This is a genomic window from Lacticaseibacillus chiayiensis, from assembly GCF_004123795.1.
GTDB classification, from domain to species: domain Bacteria; phylum Bacillota; class Bacilli; order Lactobacillales; family Lactobacillaceae; genus Lacticaseibacillus; species Lacticaseibacillus chiayiensis.
The window spans coordinates 19,913-44,363 of record NZ_MSSM01000026.1; the positions used below are offsets into that span (position 1 = coordinate 19,913).

At 45.9% G+C, this 24,451-nt stretch carries 22 protein-coding genes and 1 pseudogene; 14 read left to right on the forward strand and 9 right to left on the reverse strand.

What is annotated here, in order from left to right:
* Positions 1-110: 110 nt before the first annotated feature.
* Both BVJ53_RS09655 and BVJ53_RS09660 read right to left on the reverse strand, forming a co-directional pair.
* Positions 111-740, reverse strand: a complete 630-nt coding sequence (locus BVJ53_RS09655; RefSeq protein ID WP_129302231.1) for a cation transporter — start codon at positions 738-740, stop codon at positions 111-113.
* A gap of 123 nt (positions 741-863) precedes the next feature.
* A complete protein-coding gene (locus BVJ53_RS09660) occupies positions 864-1,064 on the reverse strand; it encodes a hypothetical protein (RefSeq protein ID WP_010492431.1) in 201 nt (66 codons plus the stop codon).
* 133 nt (positions 1,065-1,197) lie between these two features.
* Here BVJ53_RS09660 and BVJ53_RS09665 point away from each other — a divergent pair, with 133 nt between their 5' ends.
* Entirely contained in the window at positions 1,198-2,727 is a 1,530-nt protein-coding gene (locus BVJ53_RS09665; protein ID WP_129302281.1) for a multicopper oxidase family protein, read from the forward strand.
* Between the two features lie 35 nt (positions 2,728-2,762).
* Positions 2,763-4,133, forward strand: coding sequence for an MFS transporter (locus tag BVJ53_RS09670; RefSeq protein WP_129302232.1), 1,371 nt, complete (start codon positions 2,763-2,765; stop codon positions 4,131-4,133).
* 389 nt (positions 4,134-4,522) lie between these two features.
* Here BVJ53_RS09670 and BVJ53_RS09675 read toward each other — a convergent pair whose 3' ends face one another.
* Both BVJ53_RS09675 and BVJ53_RS09680 read right to left on the reverse strand, forming a co-directional pair.
* Entirely contained in the window at positions 4,523-4,888 is a 366-nt protein-coding gene (locus BVJ53_RS09675) for a hypothetical protein (RefSeq protein WP_129302233.1), read from the reverse strand.
* Positions 4,889-5,177: 289 nt separating this feature from the next.
* A complete protein-coding gene (locus BVJ53_RS09680) occupies positions 5,178-7,895 on the reverse strand; it encodes an HAD-IC family P-type ATPase (protein ID WP_129302234.1) in 2,718 nt (905 codons plus the stop codon).
* A gap of 564 nt (positions 7,896-8,459) precedes the next feature.
* On the opposite strand from BVJ53_RS09680, the gene BVJ53_RS09685 reads away from it, so the two are divergent.
* The 4 genes from BVJ53_RS09685 (at position 8,460) to BVJ53_RS09700 (ending at position 13,046) form a co-directional block, all read left to right on the forward strand.
* The gene (locus BVJ53_RS09685; RefSeq protein WP_129302235.1) at positions 8,460-10,067 is read left to right on the forward strand and encodes an Nramp family divalent metal transporter; all 1,608 of its coding nucleotides are present in this window, start codon (positions 8,460-8,462) and stop codon (positions 10,065-10,067) included.
* Positions 10,068-10,413: 346 nt separating this feature from the next.
* The gene (locus BVJ53_RS09690; RefSeq protein WP_129302282.1) at positions 10,414-11,169 is read left to right on the forward strand and encodes a hypothetical protein; all 756 of its coding nucleotides are present in this window, start codon (positions 10,414-10,416) and stop codon (positions 11,167-11,169) included.
* A 146-nt stretch (positions 11,170-11,315) separates the two neighbouring features.
* Positions 11,316-12,692: a class II fumarate hydratase gene (locus tag BVJ53_RS09695; RefSeq protein WP_129302236.1), complete on the forward strand. Its 1,377-nt coding sequence runs from the start codon at positions 11,316-11,318 to the stop codon at positions 12,690-12,692.
* A gap of 36 nt (positions 12,693-12,728) precedes the next feature.
* Positions 12,729-13,046 (forward strand): SHOCT domain-containing protein, encoded by a 318-nt coding sequence (locus BVJ53_RS09700; protein WP_129302237.1) that lies wholly within the window; start codon positions 12,729-12,731, stop codon positions 13,044-13,046.
* Positions 13,047-13,050: 4 nt separating this feature from the next.
* On the opposite strand, the gene BVJ53_RS09705 is transcribed toward BVJ53_RS09700, so the two are convergent.
* Entirely contained in the window at positions 13,051-14,196 is a 1,146-nt protein-coding gene (locus BVJ53_RS09705; protein ID WP_129302238.1) for an NADH-dependent flavin oxidoreductase, read from the reverse strand.
* A gap of 34 nt (positions 14,197-14,230) precedes the next feature.
* Entirely contained in the window at positions 14,231-14,962 is a 732-nt protein-coding gene (locus BVJ53_RS09710; protein WP_129302239.1) for an SDR family oxidoreductase, read from the reverse strand.
* A gap of 214 nt (positions 14,963-15,176) precedes the next feature.
* Here BVJ53_RS09710 and BVJ53_RS09715 point away from each other — a divergent pair, with 214 nt between their 5' ends.
* Positions 15,177-16,130 (forward strand): aldo/keto reductase, encoded by a 954-nt coding sequence (locus tag BVJ53_RS09715; RefSeq protein WP_129302240.1) that lies wholly within the window; start codon positions 15,177-15,179, stop codon positions 16,128-16,130.
* A gap of 192 nt (positions 16,131-16,322) precedes the next feature.
* On the opposite strand, the gene BVJ53_RS14960 is transcribed toward BVJ53_RS09715, so the two are convergent.
* Positions 16,323-16,499, reverse strand: coding sequence for a hypothetical protein (locus BVJ53_RS14960; protein WP_158280538.1), 177 nt, complete (start codon positions 16,497-16,499; stop codon positions 16,323-16,325).
* A 300-nt stretch (positions 16,500-16,799) separates the two neighbouring features.
* Between BVJ53_RS14960 and BVJ53_RS09720 the strand changes: the two genes are divergently transcribed.
* From BVJ53_RS09720 to BVJ53_RS09735, 4 genes and pseudogenes are all read left to right on the forward strand, one after another.
* Entirely contained in the window at positions 16,800-17,138 is a 339-nt protein-coding gene (locus BVJ53_RS09720) for a bacteriocin immunity protein (protein WP_010492390.1), read from the forward strand.
* 178 nt (positions 17,139-17,316) lie between these two features.
* The gene (locus BVJ53_RS09725; RefSeq protein WP_129302241.1) at positions 17,317-18,756 is read left to right on the forward strand and encodes an MFS transporter; all 1,440 of its coding nucleotides are present in this window, start codon (positions 17,317-17,319) and stop codon (positions 18,754-18,756) included.
* A 55-nt stretch (positions 18,757-18,811) separates the two neighbouring features.
* A complete protein-coding gene (locus BVJ53_RS09730; protein ID WP_129302242.1) occupies positions 18,812-19,255 on the forward strand; it encodes an RrF2 family transcriptional regulator in 444 nt (147 codons plus the stop codon).
* Between the two features lie 291 nt (positions 19,256-19,546).
* Positions 19,547-20,376: pseudogene (locus BVJ53_RS09735) on the forward strand (alpha/beta hydrolase).
* 722 nt (positions 20,377-21,098) lie between these two features.
* Here the strand turns inward: BVJ53_RS09735 and BVJ53_RS09740 are convergent.
* On the reverse strand, positions 21,099-21,854 hold the full coding sequence (locus BVJ53_RS09740; RefSeq protein WP_129302243.1) for a response regulator transcription factor: 756 nt from the start codon (positions 21,852-21,854) through the stop codon (positions 21,099-21,101).
* Positions 21,855-22,926: 1,072 nt separating this feature from the next.
* On the opposite strand from BVJ53_RS09740, the gene BVJ53_RS09745 reads away from it, so the two are divergent.
* Positions 22,927-23,118, forward strand: coding sequence for a hypothetical protein (locus BVJ53_RS09745; RefSeq protein ID WP_129302244.1), 192 nt, complete (start codon positions 22,927-22,929; stop codon positions 23,116-23,118).
* A gap of 358 nt (positions 23,119-23,476) precedes the next feature.
* On the opposite strand, the gene BVJ53_RS14965 is transcribed toward BVJ53_RS09745, so the two are convergent.
* Positions 23,477-23,662: a hypothetical protein gene (locus tag BVJ53_RS14965; RefSeq protein ID WP_158280540.1), complete on the reverse strand. Its 186-nt coding sequence runs from the start codon at positions 23,660-23,662 to the stop codon at positions 23,477-23,479.
* A 105-nt stretch (positions 23,663-23,767) separates the two neighbouring features.
* On the opposite strand from BVJ53_RS14965, the gene BVJ53_RS15590 reads away from it, so the two are divergent.
* A complete protein-coding gene (locus BVJ53_RS15590) occupies positions 23,768-23,953 on the forward strand; it encodes a ComC/BlpC family leader-containing pheromone/bacteriocin (RefSeq protein WP_047105477.1) in 186 nt (61 codons plus the stop codon).
* Positions 23,954-24,025: 72 nt separating this feature from the next.
* Positions 24,026-24,421: a hypothetical protein gene (locus BVJ53_RS09760; protein ID WP_129302246.1), complete on the forward strand. Its 396-nt coding sequence runs from the start codon at positions 24,026-24,028 to the stop codon at positions 24,419-24,421.
* Positions 24,422-24,451: the final 30 nt, after the last annotated feature.

Sequence of the window (24,451 nt, forward strand, 5' to 3'; positions counted from 1 at the left end):
TTTCGCGGATTGTTTTTTGAATATAAAACGACCTTAAAGCAAGATGTCTTAACATTCAAGGCATGTTACTTTAAGGTCATTTTGATTCGAGGTGGTAATGAACCGTGAATTCAATCACGGTCTAATCCGGTTTGTAGGCTTTCCCAACCTTCACTCGCAACAAAGTAAACCAGAATCAAGGCAGCCACTGAATCAGCCCACCACCAATTAAGCAGCCAAGTTAACAAACTGCCAAGCAAAACCGTAGCGGCCATATACGCACAGGTGATGTTGCACATGCCGTCTTCGACTAATGCTGCAGAAGCCAGCTTTTGGCCAAGATGGCGTTTTTTCAACGTCAGAATCGGCATTAGCAACACAGAGGCAATGGCAATTCCAATCCCGCTAAAGCTGCTTTCAGCGGCAGCATGGGTCACAAGGTTGAAGCCGGAAACACAGACTACATAAAGACTCAGCAGTAGCAAAACGCTGCCGACCACAAGACTCGAGCGCCGTTCAGCCGCGGCTACAACTGCCGCGGGTGCACCGCTGTTTTCTTTTTTAAGTCGCCAGATTAAGGTTGCTCCCGAAATGATTTCAAGAAAACTATCTAGCCCAAACGCGATTAATAGAATCGAACCGGCTTGAAGACCTGACCATAAACCGATGATGAATTCAAAAGCCATCCAAGCCGTCGAGAAGTATTCAACCCGAATGGCTGCGGTCATATCATGCTTTTCAGTAATGGAAAGTGGCTGCATGCTCATCCCCCCTTGTTCATCTTGATTGCTAACACATGATACATTTAACATATGTATGTGTCAACATATATAACTGATCGAGGGGTTCATCGATGGCCGAAATCGGACACCTGGTTGGGCACATTAATGTTGCGGAGCGTGGCCTTGATGATGCGTTTCGCGGTCAGCGTGATAGGCTGAGATTAACCCCGAGATGGCATCAAGCGACATGATAATACCCATTAACCACATCGCAGCCATGTTGTGCATGGTAGCAATTAGCACCAGCAACACGACATTGAGGGCCAGCATGAACCAGCCCATTGACTTTGACATTGTTTGCATGTTCATTTCCTCCTTTTTCAAAAAAAGTTCCCCAAACGGCGCTGATGGATACGCGCCTAGTTTAGATTAATTCTAGATTGTATTTATGGCAACCCTAAAAAGTGCTAAAATTCAAATTAAGGGGGGACCGATGATGAAAACCTATACCGACTATTTCTTTGATGAGCCGGCGTTTGACTTGCACGATGGCGGCTATGTGCCGCTTGAGGTAAGCGATGCGCCAGCCAAACCCTTGAACGTACCGCCTTTGTTGAAGCCTGACAAAGAAACGGCAACTGATGTTTATTACACAGTCACGGCAGAAGCGGGCGAGACGCAACTGTTGCCGGGACCCAAGACCAAGACGTGGGGATACAATGCCAGCTTGTTGGGGCAGACCATTGTTTATCGCCGTGGTCAGCATGTTCACGTGACGTTGAAAAATGCGTTGCCAGAAGTGACAACCTTTCATTGGCATGGGGCCGATGTGAGTGGTCCTTATGTGGATGGTGGCTGCCATGCGCCGGTTTATCCAGGTGAAAGTAAGCAAATTGATTTCACACTGGATCAACCAGCTACAACGCTCTGGTTGCACGCCCATCCGTGCCCGGAAACGGCGGAGCAGGTATGGCATGGACTAGCGGCGATGGTCATTGTCAAAGATGACCATGAGGAGAGTCTGCCACTGCCACGGAACTATGGCGTGGATGATATTCCGGTCATTTTGCAGGATCGGCGCTTTCATGAGAATAATCAGTGGGATTACCGTGCTGATTATGATCCTGATGGGGTTGCCGGCCCGACTGTTATGATCAACGGGACGGTTAATCCTTATTTTGACGTCACGACGCAAAAAGTTCGGTTACGCTTTTTGAACGGGGCCAATCGTCGTGAATGGCGTCTGCATTTTTCCGATGATTTGCCATTTACCCAAATTGGCGGAGATGGTTCATTATTGCCTGAGCCAGTTTCATTGACCCATTTGATGATGACTTGTGCCGAGCGAGACGAGGTCATCGTCGATTTTGGTCAATATCATGAGGGCGACGAGGTGACCCTGTTCACGGATGACGTGCCAATCTTGAAATTCCGGATTCATGCATTTAAGCCGGATCACAGCCGGCTGCCAGATAAGCTATTCACTGTGAATGCACCGGCAGTTGATCCTGCTTTGCCAATTCGGCACGTGGTCATGCAAGGAATGGATGAAAGTGTCGCTATTGACGGTAAGAAGTTTGAAATGCAGCGGATTGACGCTACCCAACCGATTGGCAGAGCCCAGTATTGGGATGTCACCAACAGCAATGAAGCACCGGGCATGGTTCATCCGTTCCATGTGCATGGCACCCAATTCTTAGTCTTGTCACGCAACGGCCACGCACCTTATCCAAACGAGCATGGCTACAAAGATACGATTGGTGTCAACCCGGGTGAAACGGTTCGGCTACTGGTTCGGTTTGACTTGCCTGGGGTTTACATGTATCACTGCCACATTCTCGAACATGAAGATGGCGGCATGATGGCGCAAATTGAAACTTTTGATCCAAGTAAACCGAAACAGGAATATAAGTTGATGGACATGGATACGTTGATGAAGGCGTTGGCCAAAGAGCGCGGTGTCAAACCATCTGAATTATGGATGGGCGGTATGCAGTCCTATGAAAAAATGGGTATGAAAATGTAAAGTTCCAACCATACTAAATAGAAATCGATGATGTTATGAGTGTTTCAACGATAAGACATCGAGGCGCGTTCGTGGCAACGTTGCTGACAGGCACGTTCTCAATGTCAATTTCGCAATCTTCTTTGAGTACTGCGTATCCGGCGTTTATGAAAGCATTTGGTTTAGGTGCTGACACGGTTGCGTGGTTGACAACCGGCTTCATGCTGGTGATGACGTTGATGATTCCGGTCAGTCCGTGGCTGCTACACAATGTTCCATTTCAACGGTTATTTCAAGCGATTGAACTGATCTTTGCGATCGGGACTGGGCTATGTATCTGGGCGCCGAATTTTACCGTTTTGATGATCGGGCGGCTGCTTGAAGCCGTTGCTGTCGGCATTATTTTTCCTAGCTTTCAGACGGTTTTGTTGACGATTACACCGCATTCAGAACGTGGTAAAGTGATGGGGACAGCCGGCTTGGTGATGGGGTCAGCGTTAGCAGTCGGTCCGATTATTTCTGGCGTACTGTTGACATGGTTTCCATGGCAGGCACTGTTTTTGTTCTTCCTAATTGTTTCGTTGCTGGTTCTGGCGGTTTCAACCGTGACGATTGCTTCCGTAATGCCGATGGAACCCACGCGATTGGACTGGGTTTCTTTTGTTCTGTCCGCAAGCTTTCCGATTTTGCTGTACGCTTTGAGCGCTTGGTCAAAGCAAGGTCTACATGCGGGTATTGTTGGTCTGTTGATTTTAGGTATTTTAGCGGCAGGCATTTTTGTAGTCCGGCAGTTGAACCGCCAGTCACCGATGCTCCAATTGCGGGTGTTTGCGACCGGAATGTTTACCAAAGCGGTGTTTTTAACCGGTATTTCCTATATTGGCTTAATTGTCACCACGATTCTGATGCCACTTTACTTTCAGACGTTGCTAGGTCTATCGCCACTGGTTTCAGGATTGTCACTGGTTCCGGCGGCAGTTTTACTAAGCCTACTTAACCCGGTTAGCGGTCGGTTACTTGATCGCTTTGGACCGCGCTTAGTTGCGATGATCGGGATGGTTCTGATTACGGGTGGCTTTGGCTTACTGGCTATTTTTGCCCATCAACTACCATTAATAGTCGCTATCATGTTGACGATGGCAACGGAAGCCGGTAATGCGTTTGTGATGATGCCATCAGTAACAGCCGGTGCAAACGCCTTGCCGAACGACTTGGTGGCAGATGGCACGGCTGTTACCACAACAGCCAGACAGCTGTTCGGTTCGGCGGGCGTCATGTTTGCAACCGTCCTGTTGGATAACATGCAAGCCACGCTGCACAGCGATGCTGGCGGCTTCGCTGTGACCTTTGCTGTATTTGCGGGCGTGGGGCTTGTGGGCTTGCTGCTGGCGCTGACATTGCCGAAGTCGGTTGCGAAGAAACAATGAAGTCAGATAAGTAAGTGGCCAGTCAGAATTTATAAGCACGACATAATGTGAACAATAATTTCAAAATGAGTTGTTGCTCGCGTTTTTGTATCCTCACAGATATTTTGGTAGAACTCCTGAAGCATTAATGCCAAAGCAGCGCAATCGTAGGCGAGGTGCAGCTCGGCCGTCTCCGCTCTAGCTTCGCGCCACAACCTTCATCTGGTCGGAGATTGCGGCGTGTTTAGCATGGCACTGAATATACTAATACAAGCGCAAACAAAGCGCCGCCTAACCCGAAAAAGTTAGGCGGCGCTTTACTGCAACTAAGCAGCTTGACTGAATGACTTAGCTGCAGTGATCAGGAGAGAAGCCGTCATGCGACTAGGAAAGGAGGTAACGCGGTTGCTTCAATCAACAAAAACCAACTCGATTTCCGCATCGGCCGGTTTAATGTTGACTGACAAATGACGGTTGAGGTCGGCAACCAGTTTGCGTGCAAATGCCATTTTTTCATCAAAATCAGTCATATGCGAGGTGAAAGGAACGCTTTGATAATCGAAATTTTCACCGATGAACGCCGGGTCGGTCACATAACGCAAATTATTTTGGTCATGCCGACTGCCTGGCCTTAAAACGGTATCCAAATATTGATACAAAATCGTTGGCTCGTAGTTCAGCGGTTGATCAAGGGTCGTGGTAATCTTATAGCCACTTGCTTCACCAGCAAATTCTTCGTTGATTTGGACTTGCGTGAGACCTTGGTACAATTTCAAAACGATCAGCTCCTCTTCTTTTCACCTCCAGTATACCAGCTGTATTTCTATTTAAAAGGCTAAATTTAGGATTGCCTGAAATACTTTGTGGTGATTCTTTGTTGACGAGGTTCACACTGCCATTGGCAAAGAAAAAACCAGCGCTACTCAAAAAACCCGACAAGTCGGGGGATAAGTAACCAACTTGTCGGGCCTTCTGAATACGCATAAGGTTTGTTAGGGAAACCTTACTTATATTATTACCATTGTTATCGAAAAAAGAAAAGAAAAAAATTAGGCAAACCGAACATTATTCTTTGGTTTCGGAAACTGAAGGGAAGGTGCCGTGTCCATGTAGCCGGTTCCAACGAATGCGAATGATTTTATCGATTTCCGTGACGATTAGGATGATGGACCCGGCAGCAATTGCCAAGCCCCATTCGCGCCAAGACATAGAGGCGGTTTGGAAAATGTCCTGCATAAACGGTACGTAAGTCAAGAAGCACTGCAAAGCCAGCATGATCGCGATGATGGCAAATGCCATGGGATTGCTGAAGAGATTCTTAGATAACGCCAGAGTATTAGTGCGGATGTTGAAGAGGTAAAAGATTTTACCCAAGACAATCATGTTGACCATCATCGTACTGGCAGTCACACGATCGGTCAAATGATTGGCAGTCAACCAATCAAAAGCCCATAACGCGATACCGGCGATCAACATGGCCACATACGCAATTTGGAAAATATCATGCTTGTGCATCATCGAAGCATTCTTCTTTCGTGGCGGACGATCCATGGTGCCGGCTTCGGCGGGCTCGAAGATGAAGGCAAACTGAATGGTAATCGCGCTGACCATGTTAATCCACAATAGTTGACTGGCACGCAATGGCATGGCTTGTTGCGTCAAAATGGTGAATACGATCACCAAGCCTTCCGCAAACGATGTCGGCAGCAGGAACAAAATACTTTTCTTGATATTTTGGTAAATCCGCCGGCCTTGTGCAATTGCGGTTTCCATGCGGGCAAAGCGATCGTCCGTCAGAACCATGTCAGCCGCATCTTTGGCAACATCGGTTCCGGATTGACCCATGGCAACGCCGACATCTGATTTTTTAAGGGCCGGTGCATCATTAACACCATCGCCCACCATGGCAGTGACGTTGCCGGCATCCTGTAAGGCGGTCACAATCGTCAGCTTGTCTTTTGGCGTGGTTCGGGCAAAAACATCGGTGTCCAGAATCGCTTGTTGTTGTTGTTCATCTGATAGCGCGGCTAACTGGGTGCCAGTCATGGCTTTCGGGGAATCGGCCATGGCCAGTTTCTGCGCAATCGCTAGGGCTGTTTCAGGGTGATCACCAGTGATCATTTTGACTTTAACGCCAGCACGTCGCATTTGCTTAATTGCGGAGATGACCGATTCACGCGGCGGGTCAATGATCGCTGTGAGTCCCAGAAAATCAAGTCCTTGCGCTAACAGGGCTGGGGTGATCTCGGTTGTGTCAGGTGAAACGACACTTTCAGCAACGGCGATCACACGCTGGCCTTGGACACTGAATTGACTGGTTAACTTTAAAAAGTGATCCGTGTCGAAATCCGGGTGAGCAGCTGTGACCAAAGGCAACAACTTATCTGGCGATCCTTTCACGAATAAGCGGGTTTTTCCGTCAGCGCATTCTGCCAGTTTCGCCATGTAGCGATTGTTTGAGTCAAATGGCATTAAATCGCGTTCTGTACTGTTCGGATCCCTTTTGAATACTTTGTAATAAGCAGTGAGAAAAGCACCATCAGTGGGTTCGCCGTTGATCACATACCGACCGTCTTCTTGATGCAGCTCGGTGTCGTTTGCTTCAAAACCGGCCGTTAGCAAAGCAACTAAATCTGGATGAGAGGTTGGCTGAATCGGTTTGCCCGCAAGCGTAAAGCTACCTTTGGGCGTGTAACCCGAACCACTGACCTCATAGGTAGCTTGGGGCGTGACAACAGTGGTGATGGTCATTTCGTTTTTGGTCAGCGTGCCGGTCTTGTCGGTACAGATGACATCAACGGAGCCTAAAGTTTCGGCAGCCGGCAGTGTCTTGACGATGACATGCTGCTTTTTGGCCATATTGGAAACGCCCATGGCCAAGATGACGGAAGTGGTGGCCGGCAAGCCTTCTGGCATCGAGCCAACGACCATCGTGACAATAGCGAGTGCCAAAACAGGCAGACTGTACTTCCCAATGATCAAACCGAAGATGAAGAGCAGAACCGCAGCGGCAATGATCGCATACGAAATGCCCTTCCCGATGCCGTCAATTTCACGCATCATCGGTGAGCGGCCTTTGCGGACATCGGAAACAGCTTGGGAGATTTTACCAAATTCCGTGTTATGGCCGGTGGCGACCACGATACCGATGCCACTACCGCCTGCAACGGCTGTTGAAGCAAAAGCCATATTGCTTTGATCGGCAAGCGGTGTATCAGCTGGCAACGTGGCGATGGTCTTAATGACAGAATTAGCCTCACCAGTCAAAACGGCTTCTTGAATGGTGAGGTTATCGATATCAACGAGACGCAAATCGGCAGGCACATTATCACCGGCTTCTAGAAACACGACATCGCCCACCACCAAATTAGCGCTAGGAATGTCAAGACGTTCACCGTCCCGATAGACGGTGGCTTCAGGCGCCAGCATTTTCTTGATTTTCTCAAGCGAATCGCTGGCATTGCTTTCCTGGTAATAGCCGATGATCGCGTTGACGATAATCACCAAAACAATGACAGAAGTATCGGTAACATCGCCAATAATGGTGGTCAAAATCGCGGCAATCATCAAAATATAAATGATCAGGTTGTTAAACTGTCGCAGAAAAATCAGCCATTTAGGCGTCGGATGCGATTCAATGGCGTTCGGACCATTGGCTTTTAAACGTTTAGCGGCCTCAGCTTTTGAGAGACCGTGGTCGAGGGATGGGACCTGCAACTGCTGCTGCAGATCCTTGATACTGTGCGCTGTGGCTGGCGGTTGCGCGTCAGGGACTTCTTCCATACGTAATTCCTCATTTCGTGATATAAATTTTCTGTTACTATCCTTATCATATGGGATGCCTAAACCAGTTGCAATAAATTTGTATAAGTGAATTAATACACGGAAAATTTTCATCTTTTTCACGCCCGAATCTGGCCCATTTAAATTGCATAAAATTGTTTTCTGAAAGCAAGCTGGGCGCGATATCGCTCTGAATTGCCGCCATGTCGACATTCAGTAAGTAACGATAATAGGTTAACAAGTTACAATTTGTTCGCTGAAAATACAAATTATTTTCATAAAATAGTTGACGATGTCAGCTTCAAGGTATATCCTAATAAAGGATTAAGTTAGGGAGACCTAAAAGGCCTTGTTCCCCAGGGACTTAACTTTTTTCAAAAGAGCGTGAGCTGGGGCGTTTAGAAGTCGGAGTGTAAGTGGCCTTGGGCGTGATGGCCCGGGCTTAGGCCATTGCGACCAAGATCCTTACACGTAGATTTCTGCGCCAGTGAACGCGTTTAGAAAAAGCACTTACCGGCGCATTCTCCTGCACCAGCGAGTGACTTCAAGAGGGGGAGACATATTGTGAGTGATGATCACAAGAAGAAACATTCAATGAAGCTCATCCAATACGCGAATGGGCCTTCATTGGAAGAAATTAACGGTACGATTGAGGTGCCACACGGAAAAGGCTTTTGGCGCACGCTATTTGCTTATTCCGGACCAGGGGCGTTGGTTGCCGTTGGTTACATGGATCCAGGTAATTGGTCCACTTCCATCACTGGTGGACAAAACTTCCAGTACTTATTGATTTCCGTTATCCTAATGTCAAGTTTGATTGCGATGTTACTGCAATACATGGCAGCTAAACTTGGCATTGTGAGTCAAATGGATCTTGCTCAAGCAATTCGAGCAAGAACATCGAAGACATTAGGGATTGTTTTATGGATTTTGACAGAGTTAGCGATCATGGCGACTGATATCGCCGAGGTTATTGGCGCTGCCATCGCGCTTTATCTACTGTTTCACATTCCATTAGTCATTTCGGTATTAATTACGGTCCTTGATGTTTTGGTATTGCTGTTATTGACAAAGATTGGGTTCCGCAAGATCGAAGCCCTTGTTGTTGCACTTATTCTCGTCATTTTGTTTGTGTTCGTTTATCAAGTCGCATTATCGGATCCGAACATGGGAGCATTATTAAAAGGCTTCATTCCAACAGGTGAAACTTTTGCCAGCTCACCTTCCGTAAATGGCATGACTCCGATTCAAGGAGCTTTGGGTATTATCGGTGCCACGGTCATGCCGCATAACCTATATCTGCATAGTGCGATTTCTCAAACTCGGAAAATCAACCACAAAGATCCGGATGATGTCGCACAGGCAGTTAAGTTTTCCGCGTGGGATTCTAATATCCAGTTGTCATTTGCGTTTGTCGTTAACTGCTTGTTGCTGATTATGGGGGTTGCGGTATTTAAGAGCGGCGCAGTTAAAGACCCTTCCTTCTTCGGTTTGTTTCAAGCATTGTCAGATTCCTCGACACTGAGCAATGGCGTTTTGATTGCTGTTGCTAAGTCTGGTATTTTATCTATCCTGTTTGCGGTTGCTTTGTTGGCGTCAGGCCAAAATTCAACTATTACCGGCACGTTAACTGGTCAAGTCATTATGGAAGGCTTCGTTCACATGAAGATGCCACTGTGGGCACGGCGGCTGGTTACTCGGATTATTTCGGTTATCCCGGTTATCTTTTGTGTGATGTTGACAGCCAAAGAAACGCCGATTCAGCAACATGAGGCGCTAAATGACTTGATGAATAATTCGCAGGTCTTCTTGGCTTTCGCGCTTCCGTTCTCAATGTTACCGTTGTTAATGTTTACCAACAGTAAAGTCGAAATGGGCGAGCGGTTTAAGAACAGTGGCTGGATCAAAGTGCTTGGGTGGATCTCTGTTGTTGGCTTGACTTATTTAAATCTTAAGGGCCTGCCGGATTCAATTGCCGGATTCTTCGGAGACAATCCAACAGCTAAGCAAACTGCCATTGCTAACGATATTGCATTTGCCTTGATCGTTGCGGTGCTTCTACTATTAGCTTGGACCATCTGGGATCTTTACAAAGGCAATAAACGGTATGAAGCTCATCTAGAAGCTGTAGCCGATGCAAAAGAGGCGAAGGCAAGTGATAACGTACAATAGTCTCGTCATATCTTTGATTATGAGTTGTGATGGAATCGAAGAGTCAGTGGGTTACGATCCTTGGTTATTTGCTGTTCTTGGGCTGGAGCATACGCGCCCTCAAGTCGTCAAATCACATTAACATGTTTACCTGCTCGAAAATGGCGTTTGGCTGTGATGGTTAAAGCCCAACCATTACGCTAACGCCATACACACTCCGAACTTCAACTGGGTGGGTCGACAGACTGATACCAAAAGATAGTAGAGATAGTTGTCAGCATTGTTGCATTTTTCTTGAAGCCGCCTCGATCAGCTCAGCATGATCAAGGCGGCTTTTTGGATGATATGGAATGAAAGTGGGGATGGCATGGAATCGTCAAAAGAAATAGGTGTGAGCGTTGATACTGGTGAAGAGACTGGGATGCTATCGCAACATGCAACAGATTTGTTGATTGGACTGATGTATGCCGATTATTTAGACACAAGCAGTCAGTCTAATCAGCGAACAGTTTTTCGCGGCGGTAAAAGTTTTTTTGAAATCTTTGCTCCATTAACCGGCATTAAAAACCGAACAACCTTAAAAAGGGCACGATGGGAACTTCAGGCTTGTGGTGCCTTGCTGTCCGATCAGCAACAGACGCACAAGCATTATCATTTAGCCGCGACACCATGGCAGATTTTTAAGCAGTTTAACGGCATCATGGCATCTCCGGTACGCGCCAGTCGCACTTATGACGCGAATATGTTTGCCGAATTGTTGAAATTTAGCGGGGTTGACAGTAAGAATTTTCCGCTGAATACAGATGGTGTGGTGATGGTGCAAGCGGCAATGTTTGGTAGTCGGCGGCCTTTGATATATGCCGTTTCGCAGCAAGCGTACGACCGTTTATTGAAAGCGGAATTGGCGATGAAAATCGCTGGATCGTGTCCTGATCCAGCTAACCGTCGCTCGGTCATGATTCAAACATGGTCAACTGATCCAGCTTTGGTCAGCCGTTGGTTACACGCCGGGATGCCGACACCGCAAGCCGATCCGCTTCATTATTATTTGTCCGTTTTGTCATCGCCGTCGCTTGAACTCAAAAATGATGCGGCTCAGCTTGTTGCGGCTTTACTGCATTGATATGACATGCTTTCAAAAAGTACGCTCGAAGTCGTGGGAAACCTTCTTCTAAAACGTACTTTTTTGGTTTGTCGGGTTCGTTCAACAGAAGGATCGTGTAAAATAGGAATAACAGCGCAACAGAAACCGCACAGACGGGGGTAAGGATGACGAAAACACGCACTGAATCAGACACTTTAGGGCCGGTTGATATTCCGGTAAACGCATTATGGGGGCCGCAAACCGAACGCAGCCGCCATAATTTTCAGGCTGGGCCGCTGATGCCGTTACCAGTTATCAAAGCTCTCCTGCAAATTAAAAAAGCGGCGGCACGCGCCAACGTGGCTGCAGATGTTTTGCCTGCGCCCAAAGGTCAATTGATCACCCGAGCTGTGGATAGCTTATTAGCGCTACCAGATGCGCGGTTGCGACCTGATTTTCCTTTGCATGTTTACCAAACCGGTTCCGGAACGCAGACGAATATGAATGTGAATGAAGTCGTCAGTCATCAGGCGGCAAAACTCAACCCGAATTTACCGATTCTACCCAACGATGATGTCAATCGTAGCCAAAGTTCAAACGATACCTTTCCAACGGCGATGAATATCACGGCGGCTTTAGCGGTGAATAAGTTGCTGGCGGCGGTGGCCGAGTTGCACGCAGCTCTGCAAACCAAGGCTGATGACTATGCCAAAACGGTTAAAATCGGGCGTACCCACTTGCAGGATGCAACCCCGATGACATTTGGCCAGGAAGTCAGCGGCTGGGCAGCCATGCTTGACCACGACCAAACGGCGCTCAAGCAACTGCAGCCAGCGCTTTTTCGTTTAGCAATTGGCGGAACGGCTGTGGGAACAGGGATAAATGCAGCACCAAACTTTGGTCGAATTGTCGCCGGGCGGTTAAGTGATATTTACGGACTTCCCTTGACGGCGCAAACGAACAAATTCGCGGCATTGGCGGCGCACTCCGAAATCAGTCTGGTCCACGGCGGTATCAGAACCTTGGCTGCCGATCTTTTGAAAATCGCCAACGACATCCGTTTCTTGGCGAGTGGTCCGCGCGCAGGCTATGGCGAGCTGATTATTCCTGCAAATGAACCAGGCAGTTCGATTATGCCGGGGAAAATCAATCCCACGCAGGCAGAGGCGTTAACGATGGCGGCTGTGCGCGTGTTGGGTAACGATACCACAATTGCCATGGCGGCTTCCCAAGGTAATTTTGAATTAAATGTCTATAAACCGCTTATCATTAGCACTTTCCTTGAGTCCACAACGTTACTGACCCAAACGGTGACGAGTTTTACGCGTAAGTTGGTTACCGGTTTGAAGGTCAATGAACCGCGAATGAAGGCGCTAGTGGCAAACTCGCTCATGACTGTCACCGCGCTTACGCCGCATATCGGCTATGAAAAAAGCGCCACAATTGCACAATTAGCGGAACGGGAAGGCACGGATCTTAAAACAGCAGCGCTTAAAACCGGTTATGTCACGAGCAAGCAATTCGATGCGTGGGTTGATCCTGCTAAAATGGCCGGCATTTGATCCTTGCTGCGTATTAGCCACGGTATAGGAGAAAATATGAAAAATCAAAAAATAGGTTGCTTTGGCTTCTTTGCCATTCTTGTCGTGATCGCCATATTGATTCAATTTTGGTACATCTTTTTAGCTATTATTGTGTTGGGCGTTGCTGCTTATTTTTATTTCCACCGCAAACAGCAGGAAGCTGCGGCCGAAGCAGCCAAAACGGCGCAGGCACAAGCAGATGAACAGGCGACCATCGCCAAGTTGAAAGCCTACAAGAATTTGCTTGATACAGGGGTGATTACGCAAGACGAGTACAACAGGAAAAAAGCCGAGCTATTACGGCTCGACTCACATGATGAACTTAAATTTTAGCAGCTTAATGCTTATCAGGTTGTGCGGTTGTTAAAGGCACACCTTTTGCACCGCCGGAAATACTTTCGATGAAGTCGAGGAAGGTCGGGGCAATCCCCAGTTCATCAAGATCATCAGGGGCGATCTGATAGCGGATCGCCTTTTCGTCGTGGGCCAACACCTTTTGTACCCAATGTGGTTCACGAATTAGCTCGTGGCCGATTGCAACGAGATCAAATGCCTTTGCTGCTTTTTCCGCATCGGCAGGGGTTTTGACATCGCCGACCACAATGATTGGGAAAGCACCAGCAACATGGTCACGAATCACCTCGTTGACGATTGCCGGATTGTCGGGGTGACGTAGCGAGGTTCGCCATACATCTGACTGGGAAACATGCAAATAGTCAATCTTGGTCGTTTTCAAGGCGTCAATAAGGGCTAGCGTATCATCCAAGGTAATGCCTGGATCTTCCAATTCCTCGGGTGAAATCCGGTAGCCCAACAAAAATGGTTGGTCAGTCGTTGCTGCTATGACTTTTTCGGCTTCATGAACGACAGCCAGCGGGAACCGCATCCGCTTGTCCCGGTCGCCGCCCCATCCATCGGTTCGCCGATTGGAGTGCGGAGAAAAGAACTGCTGAATCAAATACGTATTGGCGCCATGCAGTTCCACTCCATCAAATCCGGCAAGAATCGCGCGCCGCACCGCCTGACCAAAATCAAGAATGGTTGCGTCGATCTCAGCAGTCGTGAGTGCGCGCGGCGTTTCATAACCGGGACGTGGGGCGGCGACAGCACTGGCACTGACAGGTTGTTCACCGCGCAAAATCTTGCTGCTGCTCATGCGGCCGGCACTGAAAATCTGCAGAATGGCTTTAGTACCACCGGTTTTCATGGCCGCGGCTAGTTTACTGAGGCCGGGGATGAACCGATCGTCCGCAACACTTAATTCACCTTCAAAGCCCTTACCCAGCGGATTAACGTTGGCGGTTCCGGTAATAAAAAGCCCCACACCGCCAGCACGTTCTTGATAGTAGCGAATTTCATCACTGGTGACCGTACCATCTTCAAACGACAGGCGCGTGGTCATTGGCGGAATCACAATCCGATTTTTCAATTGGATTGCTTGATGTTTAAAAGTGAATGGTTTCAAAAAAGAATAATCTGACATTTGACGCTCCTTTTACAAAAGACAATGGTGCTTTTTAACGCTGTTGGGTAACCGGACGCATCAGAACCTCGTTAACAGCAACATTAACCGGCTGATCAATGGCATACAAGACGGCATTGGCGACATCGGTGGCACTGAGGCCATTATTCTTTTCGTCGGACTCAACTGCTTCGCGCCGTTTAGGATCACTGATGGTGCTGAACAGCTCGGTGTTAACAGCACCTGGTGAGATCATCGTGGTTTTGATGTGATTAGCGGCCTGTTCCTGACGCAAACCATCCATAATCGCCTGAATCGCCCATTTGGTGCCGGAATAAACCGCGGTTCCGGGATGAACGATGTGGCCGGCAACAGAATCTGTAGTAATAATCTGGCCGCTATGTTGGGCAATCATATGCGGCAAAACGGCAGCGATCCCGTAAAGGACGCCCTTGATGTTGACGTCGATCATCCGCTCCCATTCGTCGACCTTTAACTCAGACAATTCCGACAGCGGCATGAGGCCGGCGTTGTTATAGAGTACATCGACGTGGCCAAAGGTGTTAATGGCCAAATCAACTAATGCTTTAACTTGTTGCTGGTCGGTGACATCGGTTGCTTGATAACGAACCTGATCGCCAAAAGGCTTAGCCAATTCGGCGAGCCGCTCCGTGCGCCGCGCACCAATCACCAGCTTGGCACCGGCTTGCGCCAATACTTGAGTGGTCGCGGCACCAATGCCGCTTGATGCACCGGTGATGACAACAACTTTATCTTTAACAGTCATGAAATTAACCTCCTAATAAGGAACTTTTGCTGATAAAAAATAAGTGACTATATATTTAAATTACCGCGCGAAAAAGATGATGACAAGTCGTTATATTGAAATTCTAATAATGGCTTGACCTAAAGTGGACTTTAGGGGCTAAACTAGAGACGGTTACGGTTGTGATGGATGATATCACAATGGTTAAGTTTGCATTGAAAGGGGTTTTTAAGACATGAAACAAGTGCGATTAGGCGGTTCTAACTGGCAGGCTTCAAGCGTGGCACTGGGCATCATGCGCATGAATGTACTTTCGCCAGAAAAAGCTGCGATCGTTTTAGATAGTGCGTACAATGACGGCATCAACTTTATTGATTCCGCGGATATTTATGGTCAAGGCAAGTCGGAAGAAGTTTTCGGTGAAGCCTTGAAGCAATCCGGCGTTAACCGCGATCAACTATATATTCAGTCGAAGATCGGTATCGTGGTTGACCCAGACCGTTCACATGGCAGTCTTGTCTTTGGCCGACGCTATGACTTTTCAAAGGAACACTTGCTGGGCGCAGTTGATAAGATCTTGGAGCGCCTGCAAATCGACTATCTCGATTCAGTGTTATTGCACCGGCCGGATCCATTAATGGAAGTGGACGATGTCGCGGCGGCATTTGACGAGTTGCAGCAAAGCGGCAAAGTTCGCCACTTCGGCGTTTCAAACTTTAATCCCGAGCAAATTGCCTTACTACAAAACGGCATTCACCAGCATCTGTTAATCGATCAAGTGCAATTCTCGGTCGCCCATACTGGCATGGTCAACGCAGGCATGCACACGAACATGGAAGATGACCGGTCCATTGACCATGATGGCAGTCTGTTGCCTTATCTCCAGCGCAAACAGATGACACTGCAGGCATGGTCACCTTTCCAATACGGAATGTTTGAAGGTACCTTCATCGACAGTCTGAAGTACAAGGATCTGAACGATGAGCTGCAAAAAGTCGCTGACCACTACCACACCAATAAAAATGCCATCGCCGTTGCCTGGCTCTTGCGCCATCCAGTCGGTGTCCAGGTTATCCTTGGCTCCATGAACCCTGAGCATATTAAGGAAAGTGCAGCCGGCGCGGACATCACGCTGACGCGGCAGGAGTGGTACAACATTTACTTTGCGGCAGGCAATGATTTGCCGTAAACATCAGCCAGCGTGTTAAGGCACGCAACGGAAGTATTTTAATTTTATGTGGCTCGTTAAAAAGTCCGACAAAATTTGACGAAGTGTCAAAATCTTGTCGGACTTTTTGGTTCGTTGTAATCTCTTAGCAAAGAGGACGTTTGCAGCCGTGCATCAATTCTTAAACGTTAAGTAACTGTGTGCTGATTTTTTTCATTCTTCATCGATTGATGAGGCAAAATACGAAATCAGGGTTGATAACGATAGCATCGGGACGACCAACTCAGCTGAAGGCAACAATTTGAAGGCAGCAGCAACAATATACAGAACCAAGGCAATGGCGCTGATCCATGTAATAACTCTTAGTACCATATCTGCGGTTATGATCATTTTAAAGGTCCTCCAGACTTCTTTACACCCAGTATACGATGTCAGCTTGATTTCGGGGATCAAAAAATTTTAACGTAGGTAATTTGACAATTTTCGTCGTGTGAAGTCTTTAAAATGTCAATTGACGACGAAAAAAGAAGATTTTGCTGCGTTTAAAATTAATATCTCGCGCCTGTTTAACAACGCTGAGTTTGTACTTGCAATCATTAACCTCTCGGCGCATCCTATGAGTACTTGGAAAGTATACAAGATTTCAGAAAAGTGAAACTACGCAAGCCGATTTTCGTGAGGAAGTGCAAGATGCCAGACAAACGTGAAACCTTATTAGACTTGTTAAGCAAGGCTTATTCGAGTCCAACGATCAAAGCACAGGCAGATTTACAGGCGCTAATCAAAATCAATGCCAAGAAACTTGATGAAGGCGATGATGACAAAGCTTATGTGACTGCGGTGACCCAGTTGTCCCACGATATTTCAAAGTATTATCTCATTCATCATACGATGCCAAAAGGGCTGGTGGACATTTTCAACTTCATTAAGAAAGATGTCGCCATAAGCGAGGTTGATGCCGCCCGTTATCGAAAACAGGCGCTGGCAGCGGGATTAGGTGCCATGCCGATAGTTTGGGGTGGCCATTAATACTGGTGTGAGCTCCAGGGTAAGCTGACTGGAGAATCATCGAAAATGACAATCTTACCTAAATAAATCATTGCTACAACTGGCCGTGGAGCAGTCCGCGGCTATTTTCACACAAAAAAATTTGCAATATTAGTATATACGGAATATACTAATTGAACCAAGAAAGGGAGAATTGCATATGACTAAAACAGAAGACAAAGAAGTTGCGGCTGCAGATAGGCTGGTAGCTGATGAATCACTTGAAGATACGGACTTGACTGAATCCAAGCCGATCAAAACTAACGTCATGTCGATCACACAGCGTATCATTTTAGGACTGGCACTGATTGGTGCTTTTCTTGGGGTGCTTGATACCTCGATTGTTTATACAGGAACGGTTAAGATGGCGGCGCAGTTACAGTTGAATGCCAATGCCTTGTCATGGGTGCAGGTTGCATATGCCTTGACTTATGCAGGTTTCATGCTTGTAGGCGGGAAATTAGGCGATATTTATGGACGTAAGCCGCTTTTTATTGCAAGCTTAATCATTTTTGGCATCGGTAGTCTTGTTGTCGGAGCGGCAACCAATGCGCCGATTATGATCGGTTTTCGCGCGATTCAGGGGATTGGTGCCGCAATACTTGCTCCGAATTGTCTCGCGCTCTTGACCGATACCTTTCAAGGAAAAGCCCGCCAGCGGGCAATTGGCTATTATGCGTCTGTTATTGGCGCTGGCGCAGCAGTCGGTTTGGTGATCGGTGGTTTTTTTGCCACTTTTGCTTCATGGCGGGTCGGTTTTTACATTAATGGACCGATTGCGTTGCTGATGGTGATTGTTGCAGCGCGATATTTACCTAGTGCCAAGCGCCAAACCGGGAAGATTGACTGGATTGGCACAATTTTATCAGTTTTGGCGATGACCTCGATTTCATATGGTCTTGATGGCAGTCCTTGGCCAGTAGTGACATTGTTGATTTCATTGGTGTTATGGGGCGCATTTATTATCAGCCAAGGGCGTGTTGCTCATCCGACAATGCCATTGGAGATTTTTGCGGATAAGGAACGGATGGCATCTTACGTCAGCTCACTGTTATTTAGTGCCGCGGCGATCGGCTTTTGGTTCTATACGCCGCAGTTTATGCAAAAAGCGCTTGGACTGACACCGTTCATGACAGCGCTTGGTATGGTGCCAATGGCAATCTTACTGTTCATTGTGGCAGTTAGGGCCCGAACATTCGTCGATCGCTGGCATAATTCGAGTGTCATGCTTTTCGGATTCGTGGTTGTTTCACTTTCTCTGGCAGAACTCGTAGTTGTCTCACGCTTTGCCAATTATTGGTTACTGTTGCTCGGAACACTGGGATTTGCTGTTGGGTTTGCGCTGGCTTTCGCGACATTAGCCACCTCAGGCTTAGCTAGAATTCGGCCGCAGATATCAGGTGCCGCATCAGGCGTCTACAACACAGCGCGTCAATTCGGCGGTGCTTTGGGACTGGCTGTTTTTGCGGCAACGACCGGAAGGCTGACGAATATCGCCGATGTTTTTGGTCAGGCCATGTTAATCGGCGTCGGGATGACCCTTGTCGGCATTGTCCTCGTGCTGACTTTGATCATTCCCGCAGAAAAGCGCAGCGCTTGATCAGATAATTGGTATAATGGAATATACTTAATCGATTAATTGGAGGGTATATTCGATGGCCTTTTCCGTTGCATTTTCGCAAGCGCTCGACATTGCTGCCTATGTCGATGCGAAGTCACAAGATCAGCGTGACGAATATTTGTCGATCCAAAAGATTTCCGAAATGTTGAATATCCCGGTGCCCAGCATTAAGAAAATATCGGCAACACTTAAAAAGAATGGCATCTTGAGCTCCAAAACCGGTCTCAATGGTGGACTGCGATTGGCCAAACCTGCTGACGCGATTACCATTTACGATATCTTGATCGCCATTGAAGGCAGAACACCGCTATTTAAAATTCATGAAGCAGTGGATCCAAGTGCTTTTGTCAATGGAACAAGGGTTGAGCGCTGGCTTGATGCTAGCTCAAAGGTATTGAACCAAGCCGAAGAAGCGATGCTGAAGGTGTTGAAAAATACCAGCCTTGCTGATCTGGCTAAGGGCTCAGACCGCGTTTAATCGAAACAAATCGTTACAAATAACCACTTTATCCAAATCCAGCGCACAGATTGGGTTTGGACAAAGTGGCTTTTTCGATCCTATGGAAAGTTTAGAAATTGAGGATGGTGAATCTACTTTTCAATGAAGGCTGTTTAGGCGGAATTTGATGAACCGCTTAGAAGCCGAGTTTCAGGAAAGAGGGTGCCTTAACAGCGGACGAGGCAAAACAGTTAAAAGAAAAAACGTGGCGTGATACAATGGTAGTCCAAGTAGTTAACCCCATTGCCTAAGTAGACAAGGAGTAAGGCCATGAAGTTTTTCGCTAAAATCGCACTGATTTTTTTCATGATGACGGCTGGTTGGTTTGGACTTCAAATAAATCGCCAATCTTCAGTTGCACAAGGTCAAACAGGTAAGACCAATCAAGTGCCGACTTTATTTGTCCATGGTTTTGGCGGCAGCTATGCCTCTGAAAAAGGAATGATTGACGGGCTTAGTCAGTATGCCGGCTATCAGGAAGTACTTTATTATCTGATTAAGAGGGATGGCCGGTTGGCGGTCAAGGGAAAATGGCGGCCAAATGTGAAGCATCCGTTAATTGCGGTTGTTTTTGAGAGTGGCAATCCGGAAGATGCGTCTGCACTAGGCAAAATTCTCAAACAACTGAAGACTCGTTATGGCGTCAGGCAGTTTAATGCGGTTGGCCATTCTGCCGGTTCATTGGCATGGACATACTGGGCAACGCAAGCGAATAAGACGGGTATGCCAAGTTTGAAAAAATTTGCGGCCGTTGGTGGCCCGTTTAACGCCATTCCGGGAATGGGAGCCAATAGCGGTAAAACAGTCACCAAAAATTCGAAGGGGCAGCTTCAGAAGATATCGAAGCAATACGCCGACTTTTACCGCGACCGCCATTTTTCCCAAAAACAGCCGAGGTGCTCAATCTCTTTGGCAATCTTGGTGACGGCTCCGATGGCCGAGTACCAATTGGCTCGGCCAAGTCACTAAGATACCTTGTGGCTGATCAGGTCAAAGAATATGCGGAACATGAAATACGATATCGGGCGCAGCATAGTCAGTTGCATCAGCGGAATAAAGTTGTGAATGGGTATCTTTATGAATTTTTGAGTCAGAAATAAGGTTGAGCCGTCAACACAATATGTTCCTTCGAGCTTTACCTGAGATTTGAAACGAGTGGTCTTTATTAGATGATCCACGGGAAAAATGTTTCTTATTAGGAAAGATTTGCAAGAATCAAAGCTTATTTTGGCCTCGATTTGACGTTAATTGGTTAAAATCATACGTTTAAATCTTTTTAATTCATCGCTCTGTTTTTACGGTATTATGAAGACACTAGGAGGTGGTGAACGTATAGCTCAGTGAATCAAACGATGGATATTCGTCATTTAAAGAAGCTGTCAATGAGTTATACAAAATGAGATGATCCCCAAAAAATATCGGGTACTCTTGCCTTTGAATTTACTTTTATTGATCGGATTTGTCACCCTCGCTAAGCTGAGCGGTGTTAATCAGATTCTATCAACAAAAAGCCTTTTATTGATCAGTGGGATGTTTCTGGTTATTTGTGCCGAGATGATCACTTATCGGCGGCTAAAGAAAATAAGGGGCTAATACCAGCCTATTATAGAATGGTATCGGACCAATCAGTGGCGTACCACAGTCGAAGAAATTCATTGACTGTGGTACTTTTCGTGTCTTGTTGCTGCCATCGGTTGTTTGATGCGAGTGATTAATGTGCTCAGACCGTCGTTGTTTTACAAACAGAAAATCGCGAAAAAGTCTGAAAATACGACAATACTGACAAAGTAACATCTATCGATTAGTCAGAAGATGCCATAGATTACCGCAAAATCTGGCGCAATGTCACCATTTTGCGGAAACTAACTTCAAGTCTCTCATGATTATCCATGTAGGCAAATCGCTCTGAAGTATTTAGACTGACGACGTGTAAGGGGTTGAGAAGAATACTTTTGTGACAACGAAACAAAGTAGGATATTTCAGTGTTAAGTCTTTCAGGCTGCTCGAGAAGTGGATTGTTTCACTCTCCAAGTGAAGTTCTAATGCTCGATTCTTTCCTGAGATCGTTTGTATATAGATGATTTCATTCAGCGAGAACGAAATTATTTTTGAGCCTTTCCTATAGCTAAATAATCTTGGAGATATTAGCTTTCGAGCTCTAAGGCGTTGAAGAGAGTATGCAATGTCATCTCGAACGAGAGAATCTACGGCAGCCAAACTGTCTTTTGTGATCAGATCCAATGGGGCAATCTTATGAGACAGAATCGTTAATGCTTTCTCAATGTGACCAGTAATGAAGATGATATCTGCGTATAATGATCTTTTCCTAATCGCAAGTGCGACATCGACACCATCCTTGGATGAATTTGTAAAGCCAAAGCCGAGGAAGAAAATGCTATCGTTCGCAGTTTGTTGATCAATATTTGAAATTAATGCGTCTGGTGATGTGGTTGTAATCTCAATTTTTGCAGGCCATTCTTCAAATGAAATATGACGTCTTACCGTGTTACAGAGAAAAGCGAGATAATCCGGGTCATTCTCTAGAATGTAAACATGAAGTAGGTTTTGATTCGACATATGTGATCCTCCTGCGGCCACAGTGGCTGGTAGCTTGTTTCATTCCTTCTCAAAAGTAAACCGACAAAATGTACCGTTGAATTATTTATCAACACCGACTGCAGTTCAAATATAAAAACAACATCTTAAAACCTTTAAAGTGGCTTTTCTAACGTTGCTGCTAACAAATATAATTATAATGCATGGCTTTAATCTGCCAGTCGCTCCTCAACGGGTATAATAGCACAACAAGGAAGAATGAACATGCCTGTATAGTGAATCTAACCACAAGACAATGTTAATTAAATATATGGGATTATTTATTAAAGTGTATAGATACGCGCAGTCGACGTAACACATAACTGTCAAAGAAAGCTCATCCCCAATAAGGATTGGAATGATTAAGGATCGGTTTAGAACTACTAATGAGGGAGACTGACCGGGCAGGAATTCCGATTAGTATGGCAAGTTTCGGACGATCGAAGCAAACAGCCAAACTTAGATTTTATTCGCTCTAGGCTTTTACGGCAGCTATGTCTTGTGAAGATGGACTAGGTTTGAAAATTTCAGGCAATTAGCACGGTCATAAAGTAAACGCAGTGAAAACTGATTTTTTCGTCGTTTTTTGGTGTTTTTTGAAAAAAAGACGACGAAAAAATGTTAATTTTCAACGTTTAAAAAATATAAAGCTCTAAGTCCGCCTTGGGTTGTATATTGTGTTTAGGGTAGCTAGCGACCTGAAGCTTTCCAGAAACTGTAAGACAAGTTAGTTTAGGATTTGAAGATATAAAAATTCTTCAGCGGAAAGATTAGCTTGAATTATACTGGCTGGTTAGTGGTGTCAATTATCATTGTTGTACCTACGTTGAATCAAAAAAGGAAGGTAATTATGTCGAATAAAAAGATATTTGTTCTAAGTAACACTGATCTATCTCGCATAAGAGGTGGCAAATCGGGTGATTATGCAGACCAGGCTTATAAGGGCGGGGTCCTTGTTGGTAATATTATAAAGTTCTTTGTGCCTGTATCTGGAGCCCGTGCTCTCAAATGGGTTTTAAAGCACTAAGCCATATTAAGGAGACGGAATATTCTTATGAACACTGAATTTGGACAGTTGTCTGCCAAGAATTTAGCTGAAGTTATGGGCGGTAGAAAGATTGTTGGGTGGACTTATCAAACCGGTATGGGACAGGTTCCGATATATGATACGGATATTAAGAGAAATGACATTGTCGTTCCTAATTTTTTCCGTGGTGTGATTGATACCCTCAACCCATTCAGTTAACGTATGCTGATTAGTATCCGGCTTGGACTAACTTTATAAAATGTGCCAATCACGTATGATGAATGGGATTCCAAATCAGCTTGGTATTTAAAAATTTGATTTATAGCGATATTCTTGTATCCCACTTCAGCTACAATATATTGCCATATTTATGCCTATGAATTGTAGAAGCGACTCTTTGAACTTTGGCGAACATCAAGTTTGCTCGAATGCGTACTGCCCTAACAACAATCAATAGCCAGCACGTTCAATTAAAACTCAAATACGTGATTAACATTTGTTAAAGAATTTTAAATTCGTCTTATTGATGAATAATTTCCAAGCAATTTGAGAGAGTGTGAAGAATTATGAATGTTTATTATGCTTTATCGATTGCATTTCTTGCGGCTTTGTTAGTTTTTAAAGATAACAAGCTGGTCAAAAGCTTTATTTCATCCATGCTGAATAACGATAAGCGGGGATTTGCGATACGCACAGGAATATGGCTGCTTCTTTCTTTGCTTTTCTTCTTGACAAATCGAATTGAGTGGCCTTCCATAGTCATGATTTTCCTTGTTGTTAGCGGGATAGTCTTAATCGATTGGCATAAAACTCTTTATAAGAATTAATGTTTATTAACCCTTTTATGATTTTTGAAAGGATGATTTAAATGACTAAACTGAACAGTGAACAATTTCATGCGCTAACACAGCATACACTTGAGAAAGTTGTGGGCGGCAATGCGTTCATGAAATTTGACGATCCACTATGGAATAAGACCTTAATAGAACCAATCCATGTGCCAGGGAAAAGATACGGGTTGCCAATTGTTCATCCAATTTTACAGGAGAGTTAGCGGCCGAATTGCCAAGTTCAGTCACGAACCGGTAATATTCTGCTGAATAAATGCTAGATTGGGGAATTTTTTATGGAAATCTTGAACGGGTATTTAAAAAACTGGCGTAGCATGTGGTCGTTTGCGAACTTGCGATTACCGATCGGCAAGCGTGTCTTTCTACAGGTTGCTGTGACAGAGTTTTTGCTTTATTTTATCTGTGCGCTAGTTGCCAATACCATTGGCGTACTGCTTGCTCCGTTATCGCTCCTGATCGGACTGTCGCTTTTTGCATTCGCGCTGTTCTCGATGCGAAGATTCATTTCTGTGGGGATTCCGCGAATACTAGCAGTGCCGATGTTTATTGTGCCGTTTTATCTTTTCAAATATCTAGGAACTTTTGGCTTGATCGTCGGATTCATCTTACTTGGATTTCATTTTTATATCACGGTATTTTTAAAGCCGAGAAAAAGGGAAATACTAAGATGAAAAATGAAGAGCTAATTTGAAAGCTTTTAC